The 17936-nt window shown below is 73.3% G+C and carries 20 protein-coding genes; 13 read left to right on the top strand and 7 right to left on the bottom strand.

Annotation, left to right across the window (positions count from 1 at the left end; genetic code table 11):
- Window positions 1–66 precede the first annotated feature (66 nt).
- The 4 genes from ACZ3X1_RS13290 (at window position 67) to ACZ3X1_RS13275 (ending at window position 3814) form a co-directional block, all read left to right on the top strand.
- Window positions 67–261 carry a hypothetical protein gene (locus tag ACZ3X1_RS13290; protein ID WP_030036986.1) on the top strand — a complete coding sequence of 65 codons (195 nt, stop codon included), beginning with the start codon at window positions 67–69 and terminating at the stop codon, window positions 259–261.
- An 85-nt stretch (window positions 262–346) separates the two neighbouring features.
- Window positions 347–1243, top strand: a complete 897-nt coding sequence (mshB, locus tag ACZ3X1_RS13285) for an N-acetyl-1-D-myo-inositol-2-amino-2-deoxy-alpha-D-glucopyranoside deacetylase (RefSeq protein WP_362626369.1) — start codon at window positions 347–349, stop codon at window positions 1241–1243.
- Window positions 1240–1623, top strand: a complete 384-nt coding sequence (locus ACZ3X1_RS13280; protein WP_356815332.1) for a DUF6113 family protein — start codon at window positions 1240–1242, stop codon at window positions 1621–1623. The genes mshB and ACZ3X1_RS13280 overlap by 4 nt, the downstream gene beginning before the upstream one ends.
- 205 nt (window positions 1624–1828) lie before the next feature.
- Window positions 1829–3814 (top strand): hypothetical protein, encoded by a 1986-nt coding sequence (locus tag ACZ3X1_RS13275; protein ID WP_467279403.1) that lies wholly within the window; start codon window positions 1829–1831, stop codon window positions 3812–3814.
- A gap of 544 nt (window positions 3815–4358) precedes the next feature.
- Here ACZ3X1_RS13275 and ACZ3X1_RS13270 read toward each other — a convergent pair.
- Together ACZ3X1_RS13270 and ACZ3X1_RS13265 are read right to left on the bottom strand one after the other, a co-directional pair.
- The gene (locus tag ACZ3X1_RS13270) at window positions 4359–5084 is read right to left on the bottom strand and encodes a transglutaminase family protein (protein ID WP_391695371.1); all 726 of its coding nucleotides are present in this window, start codon (window positions 5082–5084) and stop codon (window positions 4359–4361) included.
- Between the two features lie 65 nt (window positions 5085–5149).
- Window positions 5150–6136: a GNAT family N-acetyltransferase gene (locus ACZ3X1_RS13265; RefSeq protein WP_467279401.1), complete on the bottom strand. Its 987-nt coding sequence runs from the start codon at window positions 6134–6136 to the stop codon at window positions 5150–5152.
- Between the two features lie 117 nt (window positions 6137–6253).
- Here ACZ3X1_RS13265 and fdxA point away from each other — a divergent pair, with 117 nt between their 5' ends.
- On the top strand, window positions 6254–6583 hold the full coding sequence (fdxA, locus tag ACZ3X1_RS13260; RefSeq protein WP_030027294.1) for a ferredoxin: 330 nt from the start codon (window positions 6254–6256) through the stop codon (window positions 6581–6583).
- Between the two features lie 107 nt (window positions 6584–6690).
- A complete protein-coding gene (gene dapC / locus ACZ3X1_RS13255; RefSeq protein WP_356814769.1) occupies window positions 6691–7788 on the top strand; it encodes a succinyldiaminopimelate transaminase in 1098 nt (365 codons plus the stop codon).
- Window positions 7789–7855: 67 nt separating this feature from the next.
- Here dapC and ACZ3X1_RS13250 read toward each other — a convergent pair whose 3' ends face one another.
- Window positions 7856–8221: an ATP-binding protein gene (locus ACZ3X1_RS13250; protein ID WP_356814770.1), complete on the bottom strand. Its 366-nt coding sequence runs from the start codon at window positions 8219–8221 to the stop codon at window positions 7856–7858.
- A 275-nt stretch (window positions 8222–8496) separates the two neighbouring features.
- On the bottom strand, window positions 8497–9480 hold the full coding sequence (locus ACZ3X1_RS13245) for a hypothetical protein (protein WP_390077805.1): 984 nt from the start codon (window positions 9478–9480) through the stop codon (window positions 8497–8499).
- An 87-nt stretch (window positions 9481–9567) separates the two neighbouring features.
- Here ACZ3X1_RS13245 and dapE point away from each other — a divergent pair, with 87 nt between their 5' ends.
- Window positions 9568–10647 (top strand): succinyl-diaminopimelate desuccinylase, encoded by a 1080-nt coding sequence (gene dapE / locus ACZ3X1_RS13240; protein ID WP_356814771.1) that lies wholly within the window; start codon window positions 9568–9570, stop codon window positions 10645–10647.
- A gap of 64 nt (window positions 10648–10711) precedes the next feature.
- Window positions 10712–11479 (top strand): LOG family protein, encoded by a 768-nt coding sequence (locus tag ACZ3X1_RS13235; RefSeq protein ID WP_356814772.1) that lies wholly within the window; start codon window positions 10712–10714, stop codon window positions 11477–11479.
- A 66-nt stretch (window positions 11480–11545) separates the two neighbouring features.
- Here ACZ3X1_RS13235 and folP read toward each other — a convergent pair whose 3' ends face one another.
- A complete protein-coding gene (gene folP / locus ACZ3X1_RS13230) occupies window positions 11546–12406 on the bottom strand; it encodes a dihydropteroate synthase (protein WP_356814773.1) in 861 nt (286 codons plus the stop codon).
- Window positions 12407–12482: 76 nt separating this feature from the next.
- On the opposite strand from folP, the gene ACZ3X1_RS13225 reads away from it, so the two are divergent.
- Both ACZ3X1_RS13225 and ACZ3X1_RS13220 read left to right on the top strand, forming a co-directional pair.
- Complete coding sequence (locus ACZ3X1_RS13225) at window positions 12483–12839, top strand: DivIVA domain-containing protein (RefSeq protein ID WP_356814774.1); 357 nt, start codon at window positions 12483–12485, stop codon at window positions 12837–12839.
- Window positions 12836–13414, top strand: a complete 579-nt coding sequence (locus ACZ3X1_RS13220) for a DNA-3-methyladenine glycosylase I (protein WP_467279384.1) — start codon at window positions 12836–12838, stop codon at window positions 13412–13414. Before ACZ3X1_RS13225 ends, ACZ3X1_RS13220 begins: the two co-directional genes overlap by 4 nt.
- Before the next feature lie 99 nt (window positions 13415–13513).
- On the opposite strand, the gene chcB is transcribed toward ACZ3X1_RS13220, so the two are convergent.
- On the bottom strand, window positions 13514–14317 hold the full coding sequence (gene chcB / locus ACZ3X1_RS13215) for a 2-cyclohexenylcarbonyl CoA isomerase (RefSeq protein WP_356814776.1): 804 nt from the start codon (window positions 14315–14317) through the stop codon (window positions 13514–13516).
- A 333-nt stretch (window positions 14318–14650) separates the two neighbouring features.
- On the opposite strand from chcB, the gene ACZ3X1_RS13210 reads away from it, so the two are divergent.
- Window positions 14651–14818, top strand: a complete 168-nt coding sequence (locus tag ACZ3X1_RS13210) for a DUF3117 domain-containing protein (protein WP_003966491.1) — start codon at window positions 14651–14653, stop codon at window positions 14816–14818.
- An 812-nt stretch (window positions 14819–15630) separates the two neighbouring features.
- On the opposite strand, the gene ACZ3X1_RS13205 is transcribed toward ACZ3X1_RS13210, so the two are convergent.
- Window positions 15631–16293 (bottom strand): O-methyltransferase, encoded by a 663-nt coding sequence (locus tag ACZ3X1_RS13205; protein WP_030032218.1) that lies wholly within the window; start codon window positions 16291–16293, stop codon window positions 15631–15633.
- 177 nt (window positions 16294–16470) lie between these two features.
- On the opposite strand from ACZ3X1_RS13205, the gene sigE reads away from it, so the two are divergent.
- Together sigE and ACZ3X1_RS13195 are read left to right on the top strand one after the other, a co-directional pair.
- Window positions 16471–17250 (top strand): RNA polymerase sigma factor SigE, encoded by a 780-nt coding sequence (gene sigE / locus ACZ3X1_RS13200; protein WP_356814778.1) that lies wholly within the window; start codon window positions 16471–16473, stop codon window positions 17248–17250.
- Entirely contained in the window at window positions 17247–17912 is a 666-nt protein-coding gene (locus ACZ3X1_RS13195; RefSeq protein ID WP_356814779.1) for an anti-sigma factor family protein, read from the top strand. Before sigE ends, ACZ3X1_RS13195 begins: the two co-directional genes overlap by 4 nt.
- Window positions 17913–17936: the final 24 nt, after the last annotated feature.

Genomic DNA, 17936 nt, shown 5'->3' with positions numbered 1-17936 from the left:
TGGGTATGACTCTCGCCGAGCACGAATACGCGTACCGATGTCCGCTCGACGTGGAGGTGAAACGCCGTGGCACTCTCGATCTCTGCCGTGGTGCTGCTGGCGATCATCGTCTTCCTGCTGGTCCGCCGCGCGGGCCTGAAGGCGGGACACGCGGTGGTCTGTGTGCTGCTCGGCTTCTACCTGGCGAGTTCCACCATCGCCCCGACCCTCAGCCAGCTCACCTCGAACGTGGCGAGCATGATCAGCGGCATCAAGTTCTGACGGGCGTCCCGGCGGCTGCCGTCGGGGCCCGCCGGGCGGGGCGGGCAGGCCTGTTCCGGCGCGGGGCACCCCCTACGCTAGGCCCATGAACGGTCTTCCCGCCCGTCGTCTGCTCTTCGTGCACGCGCACCCCGACGACGAGTCGATCAACAACGGCGTCACCATGGCCAAGTACGCGGCCCAGGGCGCCCACGTCGCGTTGGTGACCTGCACCCTGGGCGAGGAGGGCGAGGTCATCCCGCCCGGTCTGGCCCACCTGGCGGCCGACCGCGACGACACCCTCGGCGCCCACCGGATCGGCGAGCTCGCCGCGGCCATGGCCGAACTGGGCGTCCATGACCACCGGTTCCTCGGCGGCCCCGGCCGCTTCCGCGACTCCGGGATGATGGGCGCCCCGCAGAACCGCCGCCCGGAGGCCTTCTGGTCCGCCGACGTGGACGAGGCCGCCGCGTACCTCGTGGAGGTGATCCGGGAGCTGCGCCCGCAGGTGCTCGTCACCTACGACCCGGACGGCGGCTACGGGCACCCGGACCACATCCAGGCCCACCGGGTCGCCATGCGCGCCGCCGAACTGGCCGCGGAGAAGGCGTACCGGCGCGACCTCGGGGATCCCCACACGATCGGGAAGATCTACTGGAACCGCGTCCCGCTCTCGGTGGTCGAGGAGGGCTTCGCCCGGCTGAGCGCCGCCGGGGACGGGGTGTCCTTCCCGGGACTGGCCTCCCCCAAGGACGTGCCGGGGGTCGTCGACGACGAGCGGATCACCGCCGAGATCGACGCCGACGAGGCCCTCGTGGCGGCCAAGGCGGCCGCCATGCGGGCCCACGCCACCCAGATCGCCGTGGACGGGCCCTTCTTCGCCCTCTCCAACGACCTGGCGCAGCCGCTGTTCGCCCGTGAGTACTACGAACTGGTCGAGGGCAGACCGGGCGTCGCGGCGGGCGAGCGCGAACACGACCTCTTCGCGGGGGTGGACGCGTGACCGGCACCCTGACGGCGGGCCGGCTCGCCGGCTGCCTGGGCCTGCTGGTGCTGGGCGCGCTGACCGGCGCGGCCGGCTGGCTGGTCGTCGACCTGTGGTTCCCCGGCGGGCTGCTGCTCGCGCTGCTGGCCCTCTTCGGGCTGTTCCTCGGCGGCCGGCTCGCCCTCGGGACCGGCCTCGGGGTGGGCGGCGGCGCGGTCGGCTGGTTCCTCGCCTACGTGGTGCTCAGCCTCCCGCGCCCCGAGGGGGACTTCATCCTCAGTTCGTCCGGAATCGGCATGTACGCCTACCTTTTGGGCGGAACGGCGCTGGCTGTGATGTGCGCCACGATCACCCTTCCCGCCGATCGGCCGGTTTCGGCCTCCCGGCCCGTCAAGTGACGTGGTGTCGGACCTCGTAGGGCGCCCGGCGGACCGGTGGGGGCGGGGGCTCTCGTGGCGCTTCAGGGGGGTTTGACGGGCCCCAAAGGGAACCCCTGATTCCCGCCAGTCAGTTGCGCGCGGGCGGCGGCCAGTATGGTGGACGGGCCGCCGAGCTGCCCGCGCACGGTATGACGGGCGGCGGAGCCAACCGGGAGAACCTGCCTTGAGTCGTGAAACCGACAGTTCGTCCTCCGGGCCCAAGGGGCACGGGGGAGCCGCTTACCCCTCGGGTACGCCGCCGTACGGAACCGGCCAGTACCCGTCCACGACTGTGCCCGGGCCCGGCGCGGCGACCGCCCCGGAGGAGAACCCTGTGACCTCGAACCCGTCCACGCCCGAATCCGACGGGCCCAAGACCGAGACCACCCTGACGACCCGGATCCGGATCAACATCCCGGGCTCGCGGCCGATCCCCCCGGTGGTCGTGCGCAAGTCGATGGGCACCAACACCGGCACGTCCGGCGGGGCACCGACCCCGTCGGAGCCGGCGCCCGGACAGCAGGCCGAGCCCCCGCTCCCGCAGCGATCCGGTCCCCGCCCGACCCGTGTCGAGGCCGCGCCCGAGCCGGACCCGGCCCCGGCGAAGGCCGAAGAGGCCGCCAGCAACTGGTTCGCGCCCCGCAAGCCGCCCGCCCCCGCCCCCGCCCCCACGGCGCCCGCGGCCCCCGCCGCGGCGCAGATGCCGCCGGCCGCCCCGGCGCCGCCGCTCGCCAAGCGGGTGCCCGGTGCGACGCCGACCCCGCCGCCGCCCGCGCCCGGCGCCGGCTTCGAGCCCCCGCGGCACACCCAGGCGCCGCCGGCGCCGGACGCCGCGTACGCGCCGCCGCGCACCCCGCCGCCGCCCGTCGCCGACTACGGCACGGGCTACGCCCCGCAGCAGGCGCCCGCCCCGGCGGCCCCGGTGCCCGGCGGTCCCGGCGTCGGCACGACCCAGGGCTTCCCCGCGTACGGGACCGGCCACGGCGACGGCGGCCCGTCCACCGAGGCGTTCCCCGTCTACGACAGCCAGGCCGACGGCCCCGCCGGCCCCACCGGCGGCCCGGGCTTCGGCTCCCGTCCCGCCGGCGGCGGCCCGTCCGCCGCGGAGGCCGCGGGCTGGCCCGGTCCGGACCTGGACGGCCCGCTGCCGACCCCCGTACCGGCCCCCGCGCCGGCCGCACCCCGCTCCACGCAGCCCGCGGACAAGAAGACCGCCGCGAAGCCCGCCAAGAAGGGCCGCTCCAAGCTGGTCCTCATCGGCGGCGGCATCGTGGCGCTCGTCGGCGTCGCCTACGGCGCAGGGCTGCTCCTGAACCACTCCGACGTCCCCAAGGGCACCACCGTCCTCGGCGTCGACATCAGCGGCAGCCGCGACGAGGCCGTCTCCAAGCTCCAGACGGCCTTCGGCACCCGCGCCGCGGCACCGATCCAGCTGAGCGTCGGCGGCAAGCCGGTCGAGCTGAAGCCCGACAAGGCCGGTCTGACCCTGGACAGCCAGACCACCGTCCGCAACGCCGCCGGCAGCGACTACAACCCCGTCACGGTCATCGGCTCGCTCCTCGGCAACGAGCGGGTCGCCGACGCCGTGATGCCCGTCGACGAGGAGAAGCTCACGGTCGCGCTCCAGGAACTCGCCGGCACGGCGGGCTCCGTCACCGAGGGCACGATCACCTTCGACACCGGCAAGGCCGTCGCCGTCCCCGGCAAGGCGGGCACCACCCTGGACGTGGACGGCTCCGTCGACCTCGTCACCAAGGCCTTCCGCGACCAGGTCGGCACGGGCAAGGCCGCCGTCCTGCAGCTGCCGACCACGACCAGGGAACCGACGATCAACCAGGCCGAACTGGACCGTGCGATGAAGGAGTTCGCGGAGCCCGCGATGTCCGCCAACGCCACCGTCAAGGCCGGCCCCAAGTCGATCGCCTTCGGCAAGCTGTCGCTGCCCAAGATCCTCAGCATGCAGGCCGTGGACGGCCGCCTCACCGAGAAGTTCGACCTGGAGGCGCTCAAGGCGACCTACGGGAACACCTTCGACGGAGTCATGATCACCCGCGGCACCGGCGCCAAGACGGCGGTGACCCCGCAGGACGTCGTCGGCGCGCTCGCCAAGGCCCTGCGCGGCAAGACCCCGGCCGAGCGGACCGTGGTCATCGACACCAACCCCAGCTGAGACACGGCGTCGACGGTGCCCCCGCCCGGGATCCGGGCGGGGGCACCGTCATGTCCGCCGCATGGCATCCGCCACCTGGCGCGCACGACGCGGCGGCGATTCAAAACCTGGCGGCGCGCAACCGCGCCGGAGCGGTGCACGTGGCCCGCGAGAAGGGCTGTCCCTGACGGTCCGCGCCACCGCGGGGGCTCCGCCCCCGACCCCGGTCCTCAAACGCCGGACGCCGGACGCCTGGCGCCGCGAGGCGGGGGCCGGTTCCAACGGGCCGGGCGCACGCCGGGGCGTCTCCTCGGGCGCCGAATCGGTTCTCGGGGTCGGCAGGTACGGCGGCGGTGCGTTCGGCGCCTGCGGGGATCGCCCCGACGTACACCCGGCCCCGCCGGAACCGGGGGTGGCGGAACCTGCTGTGGCGGACGGCGCCCGGCGCCGGGCGGAACCCGCACCTGGCGGAGCCCGCGGGACCCCGCCGCTGCCGGAGCCCCCGGCCCCGGCGGAATCCCCGCGCACCCCGGCCGGGCGGCGCCGGGCGCGGGCGGGCTCGCGGTCAGTTCAGGAGGGCGCGGGCCGAGACGGCTTCGGCGCGGATGCGGGCCGCCGCGTCGTCGTCCACCGCCGCGACGACTTCGGCGTACGCGTCGAGTTCGGCCGCCCCTTCCCGGAAGGAGCCCCGCTCCACCAGCAGCCGCGCCCGCTCGTAGCGCAGCGACGCCGGATGCGACGGCAGCAGCAGCGACAGCTCCAGCGCCCACAGCGCCACCCCGGACTGCTCCGGGCGGGTGGAGGCCCACGCGCGGATGTTGGTCAGGATCCGCAGCACGATGTCCAGCGTCCTGGCCGGTGTGCGAGGCCCCGACGCCAGCTCCGCCGGCCCGGCGCCCAGGGAGGCGCCGCCCGCGAACGGGTCCACCACCACGCCCTCCTCCGGGTCGCCGAAGCCCACCACGAAGTGGCCCGGCAGCCCCAGCCCGTACACCGGCGCGCCCGCCCGCCGGGCGACCTCCAGCCACACCACCGACAGCAGGATCGGAAGACCGCGCCGGCGCCGCAGCACCTCGTGCAGCAGCGAGGACGACAGCCGCTCGTAGTCCGCCGGGGTGCCGTGGAAACCGAGGCGCCCGCCCAGCAGTTCCGTCACCGCCGAGGCCCACGCGCGCCCGTCCCGCAGACCGTACGGCAGCATCCCGGCCAGCCGGTCCAGCTCGATCTGCGCCCAGTCCATGGCACGTTCGTCCAGCTCCGGATCCGCCTCAGCCGCCAGCAGCAGGCACATCAGCGCCAGGTCGGGCCGCTCCGACCGGGCCTGCGCCGCGAACTGCTCCCGCCAGGCCGGCGTGCTCACCGGGCCGCCCGGAAGTGGTGGTAGACGTGGTGCGTCGAGAAGCCCAGCCCGTCGTACAGCGCCAGCGCCCCCGCGTTGTCCGTCTCGACCTGCAGCCACGCCGCCGACGCGCCCTCCTCCAGCGCACGCCGCGCCAGGGCGGCCATCACCGCCGTCGCGAGCCCCTCCCGCCGGTGGGCGGGATCGACCGTCACCGCCGCGAAGCCGGCCCACCGGCCGTCCACCACGCACCGTCCGATCGCCCGACCCCCGGGCAGCGAGGCGAACCACACCGACGGGCCCTGCACCAGGACCCGCCGGGCCACGTCCGGGTCGGAGACCCTCCCGTAGCGCCCGAGCCACTCCTCGTCCGGGACACGGGTCAAAGTCACGGACCCGCTCGCGGGCGCGTCCACGTCGCCCACCGGGGCGAGCGCCCCGATCCGTACCTCCGCCGACGCCTCGGACGCCCAGCCCCGGCGCTCCAGCTCCGCGCACAGCAGCTCCTGCGTGCCGGCGGCCCCCGTGGCGGCCTGCACATAGGCCGGAAGGTCTCGTTCCGCATACCAGGAGGTCACTCGCGCGAGTGCATCGTCGAGCGGTATGCCCGGGTCGCCCGCCGGCAGCACGGAGTTCGCCCGCCGGGTGAACCCGGCGGCAGCGCGCAGCGTCCACCCGCCCAGGGGCTCGCTCTCCAGCGGCTGCCAGGCCCGCGCCGAGACCCTCGTCAGCTCCTCGAAGGAGGCCGCCGGACCGCGCCGCCGGGCCGGCGCCGCGGGCACGACCTTGCCCGCCACCAGCGAGGATTGCGTGATGCGGACGGACTGTCCGTTCTTCTTTGTGATCAGCAGCACACCCTGGTCCCAGGATGTGAGAACACCGACCGTGTCCGTGAACTCGGGTGATCCGCCCAGTCCGGTCTCCACCCGTCGTACAGAGACACGTTTACCCACGTCAGCCGGGGTGATTCGGACCTCCAGCAGTCCTCCGGCAGTGATTTCCACAGCTCTGTCCGCCCCTCCTGTTCGGATCGTGCCCGGGAACGGAGATACTAGGGGCGGGCATCGACGACGCCGCGCTCCCGCGCGATATGGAAAGCCCTACCGAGGAGGAACGAGAGCGTGACCTACGTCATCGCGGAGCCTTGTGTCGACGTCAAGGACAAGGCATGCATCGAAGAGTGCCCCGTCGACTGCATCTACGAGGGCCAGCGGTCCCTGTACATCCACCCGGACGAGTGCGTCGACTGTGGTGCGTGTGAGCCGGTCTGCCCGGTCGAGGCCATCTTCTACGAGGACGACACTCCGGAAGAGTGGAAGGACTACTACAAGGCGAACGTCGAGTTCTTCGACGAGCTCGGTTCGCCCGGTGGTGCCTCCAAGCTGGGCCTGATCGAGCGCGACCACCCCTTCGTCGCGGGGCTGCCCGCCGGCATCAACGGCGAGCACTGACCTTTCACGGCAGAAGCGCCCCCCGGTCCCGTACGGCCTGCCCGCCGCACGGGACCGCGGTGTTTTCCGACCCGTCCCACCAGCACTCAGAGAGAGCAGAGACCACCGTGGCCGCAGTATCCGACCGTCTTCCCGCCTTCCCCTGGGACAAGCTGGAGCCGTACAAGAAGACGGCGGCGGGCCACCCGGACGGCATCGTCGACCTGTCCGTCGGCACGCCCGTGGACCCGGTCCCGGAGCTGATCCGGCGGGCCCTGATCGACGCCGCCGACTCCCCGGGGTACCCGACGGTGTGGGGCACGGCCGCCCTGCGCGACGCCATCACGGGCTGGCTGCGCGGCCGGCTCGGCGCGAGCGCCGCCGAGCACCGCAACGTCCTGCCGGTCGTCGGCTCGAAGGAGCTGGTGGCCTGGCTGCCGACCCAGCTGGGCCTGGGCGCCGGCGACCAGGTGGCCTACCCCCGGCTCGCCTACCCGACGTACGAGGTCGGGGCGCGGCTGTGCGGCGCGGAGCCGGTGGTCTACGACGACCCGACCACCGACCTCGACCCGGCCCGCGTGAAGCTGCTGTGGCTCAACTCCCCGTCCAACCCGACCGGCAAGGTCCTCGCCAAGGACGAGCTCGTCCGGATCGTGTCCTGGGCCCGGGAGCACGGCATCCTGCTCTTCAGCGACGAGTGCTACCTGGAGCTGGGCTGGGAGGCCGAGCCCGTCTCCGTCCTCCACGACGACGTGTGCGGCGGCTCGTACGAGGGGATCGTCGCGGTCCACTCCCTGTCCAAGCGCTCCAACCTGGCGGGGTACCGGGCGGCCTTCGTCGCCGGTGACGCGGACGTGCTCGGCGAGCTGCTGGAGATCCGCAAGCACGGGGGCATGATGACCCCCGCCCCGGTGCAGGCGGCCACGGTGGCGGCCCTCGGTGACGACCGGCACGTGGCGGAGCAGCGCGAGCGCTACGCGGCCCGCCGTGCGGCGCTCCGCGCGGCCCTGGAGGCGCACGGCTTCCGGGTCGAGCACAGCGAGGCGAGCCTCTACCTGTGGGTGACCCGGGACGAGCCCTGCTGGGACACCGTCGCCCACCTCGCGGACCTGGGCATCCTGGTCGCGCCCGGCGACTTCTACGGCGAGGCGGGCGCCCGCTTCGTGCGCGTCGCCTTCACCGCCACCGACGAGCGCGTCGAGGCAGCGGTCAAGCGCCTCGGCTGACCCGGCCCGTGACAGCCCGAGGGGGCCGGGAGTGTGCAACTCCCGGCCCCTCGGTGTTTCCCGGATGTCAGCCCTGCAGGCCGCCGCCGGGCAGTCCCGCCGGCAGGACACCGCCCACGGGCAGTGCGGAGACCGGCAGCTCCTGGGTCGTGGGCAGACCGCCGAGCAGGCCGCCGGCCTGGCCGGCCAGGTCGGAGGCGGGGGCCGGCAGGGTCTTGGCCGCGGCACCGGCGGTGCCGATGGCGTCGGTGGCCGTTCCCGTGGCCGTGTCGGCGGTCGCCGCGGGGGCGTCCGTGGCGGTGAGTGCGCCCAGCTGCGGCACGGACTCCAGACCGGCGGCGTTGGCCGCGCCGGCCGCACCGACCACGGGCGCTGCCCCGGCTGCGACGAGCAGCGCGGCACGGGCGATCCGACGGGTCAGGGGGAGGGACATGATGCTCCTAAGCGGTAGCGGCTGAGTACGCCTGACTAACCGCTCGCGGGGCGGGTGGAGTTGCGGCGTCACCGGGTAAAGGATCGGTAACGCATCGTTTAATCGGCTTCCGCGACAAGAGCATTGGATGCGCGCCGACCAGGGGTTCCGTCCCTCCGGGGCGTCCGTGCGGCGGGGTGCGGCGGGGTGGTGATCACCCCCGCAGGAGTGATCACTCGTACGCGCGGCCGGGTACCCGCGGCTGACCCGCGCCCGCTGCGCCGGGGCGCGGGCGATCAGCGGGCCATGAAGATCCGCACCTCGCCGGGAGCCGCTCCGTAGGGATCGCCGTCGCCGTTCTTCGCGCCCGCGTCCGCCTTGTCCTGCCACCGGCCCCGGTCCTTGCCCGCGACCCAGCCGCGCAGGTCGTAGGAGACCCGGGCGATCCCCATCCCGCGCGAATTGGCCACCGCCCAGTGGGCCATCGCCCGGCTGCGGCGCGTCGCGGCCTCACCCGCGTCCCGCTTCTCCACCATCGTGATCTCGGGCTCCTCGACGGCCCGGACGCCGCCGGCGCTGCGGCCGGCCTGACCGGCCTGGGCGCCCTGCGGGCCGAAGGTGTGCATCCCGTCCTTGCCGAAGATCCGTACCAGGCCCTCGCGCACCTTCTCCGGGTCGCCCGGCTGCGTGGGCGCCGGACCGCCGCAGTCGAGGCTGCCGCCGCCGGCGAAGGCCGCGGTCAGCACCGTCGCGTCGGGCTCGTGCTTGGCGTAGGCCTGCGGGTAACCGCTGCGCTGCACCTTCTGCGCCGCCACCGTCAGCGGCAGCCGCGAGTACCCCGGCACGTCGACGAGGTGGTCGTAGAAGATCCCGGCCGAGTAGACCGGGTCGGTGATCTGCTCGGGCGTGCCCCAGCCCATCGACGGGCGCTGCTGGAAGAGCCCCAGCGAGTCCCGGTCACCGTGGTCGAGGTTGCGCAGGGCGGACTCCTGCATGGCGGTCGCCAGGGCGATGGTGACGGCCCGGTCCGGCAGGCCCTTGGCGATGCCGACGGCGGCTATGGTCGCCGCGTTCGCCGCCTGCTCCGGGGACATCTCGTACTTTTCGGAGCCGCCGCCACGGCTCGACGCGTCCGCGCTCGCGACGCAGAAGGGGGCGCCCCCGCCGTTCGAGGCGCGCTGCACGGCGAAGTACCCGGCCACCGACAGGAGAACGAGCAGGCCGACGACCACACGGAGCAGCCTGCGGCGGCGAGGACGGGGATCACGGATCTCGGACACGCGGCCCACCGTACTTGAGGCATATGACGCGTCCACCGGCCGGACGAGGGACGCTTCGCCACACCCCGGGGCGTTAGGGTCAGTTCCATGTCCGAATCCGAGCTGGACCTCACCCTGGACGCCGCCGAGCTGACCGCCCGGCTCGTCGACATCCCTTCCGTGAGCGGCGACGAGAAGGTACTCGCCGACCTCGTGGAAGACGCGTTGCGCGGCCTGCCCCACCTCACCGTGGACCGCTTCGGCAACAACGTCGTCGCCCGCACGGACCTCGGCCGCGCCGAGCGCGTCGTACTCGCCGGCCACCTCGACACCGTGCCGATCGCCGACAACGTCCCGTCGCGCCTCGACGAGAACGACGTCCTGTGGGGCTGTGGCACCACCGACATGAAGTCCGGCGTCGCCGTGCAGCTGCGCATCGCCGCGACCGTGCCCGAGCCCAACCGGGACCTCACCTTCGTCTTCTACGACCAGGAGGAGGTCGCCGCCGACCTCAACGGCCTCGGCAAGGTCGCCGAAGCCCACCCCGACTGGCTCACGGGCGACTTCGCGGTCCTGCTGGAGCCCTCGAACGCCGAGGTCGAGGGCGGCTGCCAGGGCACCCTGCGCGTGCTGCTGCGCACCGCCGGGGAGCGCGCCCACTCCGCCCGCAGCTGGATGGGCTCCAACGCCATCCACGCGGCGAGCCCGATCCTGGCCCGGCTGGCGGCGTACGAGCCCCGCAAGCCGGTGATCGACGGCCTGGAGTACCACGAAGGCCTCAACGCCGTCCGCATCGAGGGCGGCGTCGCCAACAACGTCATCCCCGACGCGTGCACGGTGACGGTCAACTTCCGCTACGCCCCCGACCGCAGCGAGGCGGAGGCTGTCGCCCACGTCCGCGAGGTGTTCGCGGACTGCGACATCGCCGAGTTCGTCGTCGACGACTCCTCCGGCGGGGCCCTCCCGGGCCTCTCGCACCCCGCCGCGGCGGCCTTCATGGAGGCGGTGGGCGGCCGGGCCATGCCGAAGTTCGGCTGGACGGACGTCTCCCGCTTCAGTGCGCTGGGCGTCCCGGCGGTGAACTACGGGCCGGGCGACGCCCTGCTGGCCCACAAGGTCGACGAGCGCGTGGAGACGAAGGCCATCCTGCACTGTGAGGAACGACTCCGCGCCTGGCTGACCTCCTGAATTCCGCTTCCCGTCACCTTCCTGCGCCTACCCTGATCCAACGATCAGCAGGAGGGAGCACATCATGGGCAACCCCGGCACTTCCGACGGGTCCGCTCGTCGCCGGCCCGAGGAGCAGCAGCTCGGGCCGGTGCTGAGGCGGCGGAGCCAGGTGCAGGCGGGCAGTACGACGGACCAGCGGCTGCTGGACTCCGCCGGGCCCTCCGAGTGGGTGCACACCGATCCCTGGCGGGTCCTGCGCATCCAGTCGGAGTTCATCGAGGGCTTCGGCACGCTGGCCGAGCTGCCGCCCGCGATCAGCGTGTTCGGCTCGGCCCGCACCCCGGAGGGCTCGCCCGAGTACGAGGCGGGCGTGCGGATCGGCAGCGCGCTGGTGGACGCAGGGTTCGCGGTGATCACCGGTGGCGGTCCGGGAGCGATGGAGGCCGCCAACAAGGGCGCTCGCGAGGCGAACGGGATCTCCGTCGGCCTCGGCATCGAGCTCCCCTTCGAGCAGGGGCTCAACCAGCACGTCGATCTCGGCCTGAACTTCCGGTACTTCTTCGTCCGCAAGACGATGTTCGTGAAGTACAGCCAGGGCTTCGTCGTGCTGCCCGGCGGGCTGGGCACATTGGACGAGCTGTTCGAGGCGCTGACCCTGGTCCAGACCCAGAAGATCACCCGCTTCCCCATCGTGCTCTTCGGCACGGAGTACTGGAGCGGCCTGGTCGACTGGCTGCGGGGCACGGTGATCGCCCAGGGCAAGGCCTCGGAGAAGGACCTCTACCTCTTCCACGTCACCGACGACGTGGAAGAGGCGATCGCCCTGGTGACGAAGGAAGTCGGGAAGTAGGTCCGGTCCGCGGGCCGGCCCCGGCCGGCCCGCGGGGACGAGCGCCGGCCTCCGGCCGGCGGCGGCTCAGGCCAGGCCGCGGCGGGCGACCGCGGGCGGCCGGTGGCCCTGGATCGAGCGGACCATGTCCAGGATCTGGCGGGTCTCCGCGACCTCGTGGACGCGGTAGACCTGCGCGCCCAGCCAGGCCGAGACGGCCGTGGTGGCCAGCGTGCCCAGCAGCCGCTCCTTGACCGGCTTGTCGAGGGTCTCGCCGACGAAGTCCTTGTTGGACAGCGAGACCAGCACCGGCCAGCCCGTCGCCGTCATCTCCTCCAGCCGCCGGGTCGCCTCCAGCGAGTGGCGGGTGTTCTTCCCGAAGTCGTGACCCGGGTCGATCATGATCGCGTCCCGGCGGACGCCGAGGGCCGCGGCCCGTTCGGCGAGCCCGACCGTGACCCGCAGGATGTCCGCCATCACGTCCTCGTACGCGATCCGGTGCGGCCGGGTGCGCGGCTCGACCTCGCCGGCGTGCGTGCAGACCAGGCCGACGTCGTAGCGTGCCGCCACCTCGGCCAGCTTGTGGTCCACCCCGCCCCACGCGTCGTTCAGCAGGTCCGCCCCGGCCTCGCAGACGGCTTCGCCGACCTCGTGCCGCCAGGTGTCCACGCTGATCACCACGTCCGGGTGGCGGCGGCGGACCTCGGCGACGAAACCGACCGTGCGCCGCGCCTCCTCGACCGCGTCCACGTGTTCGCCCGGGCCCGCCTTGACCCCGCCGATGTCGATGATCGCGGCGCCCTCGGCGACGGCCCGCTCCACCCGGTCCAGCGCGGGCTCGTCGCGGAACGTCGCGCCCTGGTCGTAGAAGGAGTCCGGAGTCCGGTTCACGATGGCCATGATCACCGGCTCGTGGGTGTCGAACTCGCGCCTGCCCAGTCGCAGCATCCTGGTCTTTCCTCCTCCGGCGGCCCTCGCGCCTCGCCTGCGACCTTAACCTGGTGGCCGGAGTCTCTCAGGGGAGTTGATCGTGTTCTTCTTCTTGATGATCGCGCTGGTCGTGGTCGTGGCAGCGGTCACCCTCGCGGTGATCGGCGGCGGCTCGGAGGCCGTCCTGCCGGAAGCGGAGCCGGACCGGGTGGCGGACGGGCTGCCGGAGACCCGGCCCGTGGTGCGGGAGGACATCGCCGCGCTGCGTCTGCCGGTCGCGCCGCGCGGCTACCGGATGGCCGAGGTGGACGACGTACTGGAGCGGCTCGCGGCGGAGCTCGCCGAGCGGGACGCGAGGATCGCGCTGCTGACGGGAACGGCGTCGCCCGGGGCCGCGGCCCCGCGGGACGCCTCCGGCCCGGTCGACCTCAGCAAGGGCGGTGAGCGGTGACCGGAGCGGTGGCGGGCCCGGACGGCCTGCTGCGCTGCCCGTGGGGGCTGTCCACGCCCGACTACGTCGCCTACCACGACTCCGAATGGGGCCGTCCCGTCCACGGCGACGACGCCCTGTACGAGCGGCTGTGCCTGGAGGCCTTCCAGTCGGGGCTGTCCTGGCTGACGATCCTGCGCCGGCGCGAGGGCTTCCGTAAGGCCTTCTGCGACTTCTCCATCGCGGCGGTCGCCGAATTCGGCGACGCGGACGCGGAGCGGCTGCTGGCCGACGAGCGGATCATCCGCAACCGGGCCAAGATCGAGGCGACCCTGGCCAACGCGAAGGTCCTCGCCGGCTGGGAGTCCGGCGAGCTGGACACCCTGATCTGGTCCCACGCCCCCCAGGAGCCCGGCCCGGCCCCGCTCACCGTCACCGAGGTCCCGGCGGTCACCCCGGAGTCCACGGCCCTCGCCAAGGCCCTCAGGAAGGCCGGCATCCGCTTCGTCGGCCCGACGACCGCCTACGCCCTGATGCAGGCGTGCGGGCTGGTCAACGACCACCTGGCCGCCTGCGCCCTGCGCGACCCGGCGTAGGGGGTGTCTCGCCGGTCACGCCGGGCTCGCGGGGCATGGCACCCTGGTCCGGTCTGACGGACGAGACGCCCCCGGACCCCCGCGGGACGGCAGCGCGGCTCAGCGGCCGAGGTACTTCGGGGGCTGCTTCGCCAGGAACGCCTGGACGGCGATGGAGTGGTCCTCGGAGGCCCCCGCACGGGTCTGCAGGACGTCCTCGTGCACCAGGGACTCCGCGAGCGTGTGGGAGGCCCCGTACGCGAGGGACTCCTTCAGGGAGGCGTAGGCGACCGTCGGACCCGCGGCCAGGGCGCGGGCCACGGCCTCGGCCTCGGCGTGCAGGGAGTCCGAGGGCACCAGGCGGTTGACGATGCCGAGCTCGTACGCCTCCTGCGCCTTGATCGAACGCGGGAAGAGCAGCAGGTCCGAGGCGCGGGAGGCGCCGATCAGACGGGGCAGGGTCCACGAGACCCCGGAATCGGCGGTGAGCGCCACGCCGGCGAAGGAGGTGTTGAAGGAGGCGGTGTCCGCGACGACGCGGAAGTCGGCCGCCAGCGCGAAGCCGAAGCCGGCCCCGGCCGCGACGCCGTTGACGCCGGCCACCACGGGCTTCGGCATCTCGGTGAGCGCCCGCACGATCGGGTTGTAGTGCTCCTTGACCGTGTTCATGGTCAGCGAGGAGCCGGTCTCCCGGTCCGCGGCGAGGTTCCCGATGTGCTCCTTGAGGTCCTGGCCGACGCAGAAGGCCCGGTTCCCGGCGGCGGTCAGCAGGACCGCCCGGACCGCGGTGTCCTCGGCCGCCGCCAGTGCCGCGTCGCGCAGGGCGACCTTGGCCTCGGTGTTCATCGCGTTCATCGCGTCGGGACGGTTGATCGTGATGGTCGCGAGTCCGTCGGTCACTTCGTAGAGCACACTGTCGGCCATGGCAGGGGGTCCCCCTTCGTCGCGGGCTTGGCTACCGGCCGGTACCGGCCGGTGCAAGGGCCAGCATGGCGGACCGGACGCCGAGCGCACATGTGATGTGTGTCAAAGAAAGCCGGAGCCGTTCCCCAGGTGCGGCGGCGAAGTATCGCAGGCGGATCCCCGAAATGAGTGGTTTTGGCCGAGCGCGTTGCCCAAGCGTTCCCGGGTGATGTTGGTCATCGGGTCCTGACATGCGGGATAATGGCTGGGAAGCAATGTGTTCGATGCCGGGTACTAGGCGCCTGAATGGGGCCGTCGGCTGACGATGAGCTGGTTTCAGGAAGGGGAACGAGCATGGCGGCCATGAAGCCGCGGACGGGCGACGGCCCGCTCGAGGTCACCAAGGAGGGGCGGGGCATCGTCATGCGCGTACCGCTCGAGGGCGGCGGTCGGCTTGTCGTCGAGCTGACCCCCGATGAGGCGGACGCCCTGGGTGACGCCCTGAAGAAGGTCGTCGGCTGACCCGCTGACAGCACTTCCACCTTCTGTTTTTCGCATTCTCTGCGCTGCCCCGACCGCGATCTGCGGCCGGGGCAGCGTTGTGTCGTGTCCCAGGGGTGTCCCGTCGGTCGGGCAGGGCTCGCGGCGCATGATCGGCCAGGACACCCCTGGCACCTGGGCCCCGGCGGAGCCGCACGTGACCTTCTCCCCGCCCGCGCCGCCGGCCTCCGCCGACTGCACCCCCGCCAGAAGGCGGCCCGCGTCCTGTCCGACGTGCTGGCGCCGGCGAACCTGGTGGTCGTCCTGCTCCTGCTCGTCGGCGGGCACAGCACCGGTTCGCGGACGGGGCTCGGCCGGGGCCTGCCGGCCGCCCTGTTCTGCGGTGTCGTCCCGATCGGCATCATCGCCGCCGGGGTCCGGCGCGGGGCACTGACCGACCAGCACATCCGGGTTCAGCGCCGGCGGATCGCCCCGATGGCCCTGAGCCTGCTCTCCGTCCTCGCCGGGGTCGCCCTCCTGCACGTCCTCGGCGCCCCCGCGCAGGTCTTCGCGCTCGTCGTCGCGATGCTCGTCGGTCTGGTCTCGTCCCTGCTGGTGACAGTGGTCCGGCAGATATCCGTCCGCATGTCCGTGGCCGGCGGCACCGTGATGATCCTGCTGCTCGTCTTCGGCCCGCCGGTGCTCCCGGCGGCCCTGATCGCCACCGCCCTCGGCCGGTCCCGCCTTTGCTGCACACCCCGGCCAGCTGCTCGCCGGCACCGCTCTGGGCGGTACGGCGGCCCTCACCTACACGCTCCTGAGCTGACCGGCCCGGGCGCCGGGGTGCGGACGGGTCAGCGGCGCACGGCGCAGAGCAGTCCGTCGCCCACCGGGAGCAGCGCGGCCTCCAGTGCCGGGCTCTCCCGGACGCTGCGCAGCAGCTCGCGGACGCGGAGCACCTCCACCGGCTGGGCCGCGGAGTCGACCGTGCGGCCGTCGGAGAAGACCCCCTCGAAGCACACCAGCCCCCCGGGGCGCAGCAGGCGCAACGATTCGGCGAGGTAGTCGAGGGACTCGGTCGGGTCCCCGTCGCAGAAGACGAGGTCGTACCCGCCGTCGGCGAGCCGGGGAAGGACGTCGAGTGCGCGGCCGGGGATGAAGCGGGCGCGGTTGCCCGCGAAGCCGGCGGCGCGGAAGGCCTGGCGGGCGAAGGCCTGCCGGTCCGCCTCGGGATCGACCGTGGTCAGGACCCCGTCGGGGCGCATCCCGTGCAGGAGGTGGATGCCGGAGACGCCGGTTCCGGTGCCGATCTCGGCGACCGCCTTGGCGTCCGCGGTTGCGGCCAGCAGGCGCAGCGCGGCGCCGGTCCCGGGGGAGACGGAGCGCAGGCCCGCTTCCCTGGACCGGTCGCGGGCCCATCGCAGAGCGTCGTCCTCGGCGACAAACGCGTCGGCGAACGCCCAGCTCGTCTGCCGGTTGCCGGTAATGACCCTCTCCTGTCCCCATAGTTGGCGCAACGGTGACTGTATCCGTTGACGTCGGGAACCCGCAGATGGGACCGGGCGTTGTGAGGGGTGGAGGCGGGACGAGAAGGACGGCGCCGGGCAGATCGGCGGCGGGGACCGCCCCGGGGCCTAAGGCTTGCGTAAAGATACTGCAAAAACCCTTATCCGGAGCTGACAGAGGGGGTGGCTATGGTAGGGACTCCACTGGAGACCACCAGAGCCGACAGGGGAGGTGCGGCTGCGCCTGTGGATCGTGGGGGCGTGTTCAGACGCCTCTTCTGGTCGGCGGGTGAGCCGAAATCCGTGACCTACATTGCTGACCGCTTCCACACCGCAGACACCGCAACCACAGCGACCTTTGCCGCAGATGCGGGATCGCAGGCGTGGACCCCTCCCTCGTGGGAGGAGATCGTCAGCACGCACAGCGCGCGGGTCTACCGCCTTGCCTACCGCCTGACGGGCAACCAGCACGACGCCGAGGACCTGACCCAGGAGGTCTTCGTCCGCGTCTTCCGCTCGCTGTCCACGTACACGCCCGGCACGTTCGAGGGCTGGCTGCACCGCATCACCACGAACCTCTTCCTGGACATGGTGCGCCGCAAGCAGCGGATCCGCTTCGACGCGCTCGCCGACGACGCCGCCGAGCGGCTGCCGAGCCGTGAGCCGTCCCCCCAGCAGGTCCTCCACGACACGCACTTCGACGCGGACGTCCAGCAGGCGCTGGACACCCTCGCCCCCGAGTTCCGCGCGGCCGTGGTGCTGTGCGACATCGAGGGCCTGTCCTACGAGGAGATCGCCGCGACGCTCGGCGTGAAGCTCGGCACCGTGCGCAGCCGCATCCACCGCGGCCGCTCGCACCTGCGCAAGGCGCTCAAGCACCGGTCCCCCGCGGCCCGTGCCGAGCAGCGCGCGATGGCGGGTGTGGCGACGGGCGCGCCGGACGCAGGGAGAGAGGGCGGAGCCGAGTGACCGGAGCCAGTCCATCCCCTGCCGAACAGCATCTCGGTGACCGGCTCGCCGCCCTCGTGGACGGGGAGCTGAAGCACGACGCGCGCGAGCGGGTCCTGGCGCACCTGGCGACCTGCGCCAAGTGCAAGGCCGAGGCCGATGCCCAGCGGCGTCTGAAGACCATGTTCGTGGAGAGCGCGCCGCCGCCGGTGTCCGCGGGCCTGCTCGCGCGCCTCCAGCAGCTTCCGGGAGGCGGTCTCGACGGCCCGTCCGGCCCCGCGGGTCCACCGGGACCGGGCTCCGCCCAGCCCGACCCCTTCGAGGCCTTCGCGTACGGGCTGCCCGTCGCCGCCGTCCGCCCGCAGCAGGAGGGCTTCCGCATCCACGAGGTGGGCCGTCCGCGCCGCCGGTTCGCCTTCGTCGCCGCCGGAGCGGTGTCGCTGGCGGCACTCGCGCTGGGCGGCACCCTGCCGCTGGAGGGCACGGAGCCGAACGTCCGGGGTGATTCCCCTGCGCCCACCTCCAGGCCCGGCCCCGCGCTGCCCGTGAGCGACGCGGCGGTCCGTGACCGGCCGCCCACTCCTGCGGCCGTACCGACCCTCCTGACGGCCGTGGCGAGCCCGCCGGCGCCGCCCCAGCCCTCCCCGCCGGGCTCGGCCCGTCCGGTCTCCCTGCTGCGCTGACCCCGGACCTGGTTGAATCGGCCG

The sequence above is a fragment of the Streptomyces sp. NPDC023541 genome (genome assembly GCF_055559995.1).
This window is presented reverse-complemented; position numbering and strand designations above follow the sequence as displayed.

Coding starts and splice junctions, on each gene's coding strand:
- ACZ3X1_RS13270 (WP_391695371.1), bottom strand. CDS start 5,084: ATGTGCCTGCTGCTGGCGGCTGAGGCGGATCCGGAGCTGGACGAACGT.
- ACZ3X1_RS13210 (WP_003966491.1), top strand. CDS start 14,651: ATGGCGGCCATGAAGCCGCGGACGGGCGACGGCCCGCTCGAGGTCACC.
- folP (WP_356814773.1), bottom strand. CDS start 12,406: ATGCTGCGACTGGGCAGGCGCGAGTTCGACACCCACGAGCCGGTGATC.
- chcB (WP_356814776.1), bottom strand. CDS start 14,317: ATGGCCGACAGTGTGCTCTACGAAGTGACCGACGGACTCGCGACCATC.
- dapE (WP_356814771.1), top strand. CDS start 9,568: ATGTCCGAATCCGAGCTGGACCTCACCCTGGACGCCGCCGAGCTGACC.
- ACZ3X1_RS13235 (WP_356814772.1), top strand. CDS start 10,712: ATGGGCAACCCCGGCACTTCCGACGGGTCCGCTCGTCGCCGGCCCGAG.
- ACZ3X1_RS13250 (WP_356814770.1), bottom strand. CDS start 8,221: ATGTCCCTCCCCCTGACCCGTCGGATCGCCCGTGCCGCGCTGCTCGTC.
- sigE (WP_356814778.1), top strand. CDS start 16,471: ATGGTAGGGACTCCACTGGAGACCACCAGAGCCGACAGGGGAGGTGCG.
- mshB (WP_362626369.1), top strand. CDS start 347: ATGAACGGTCTTCCCGCCCGTCGTCTGCTCTTCGTGCACGCGCACCCC.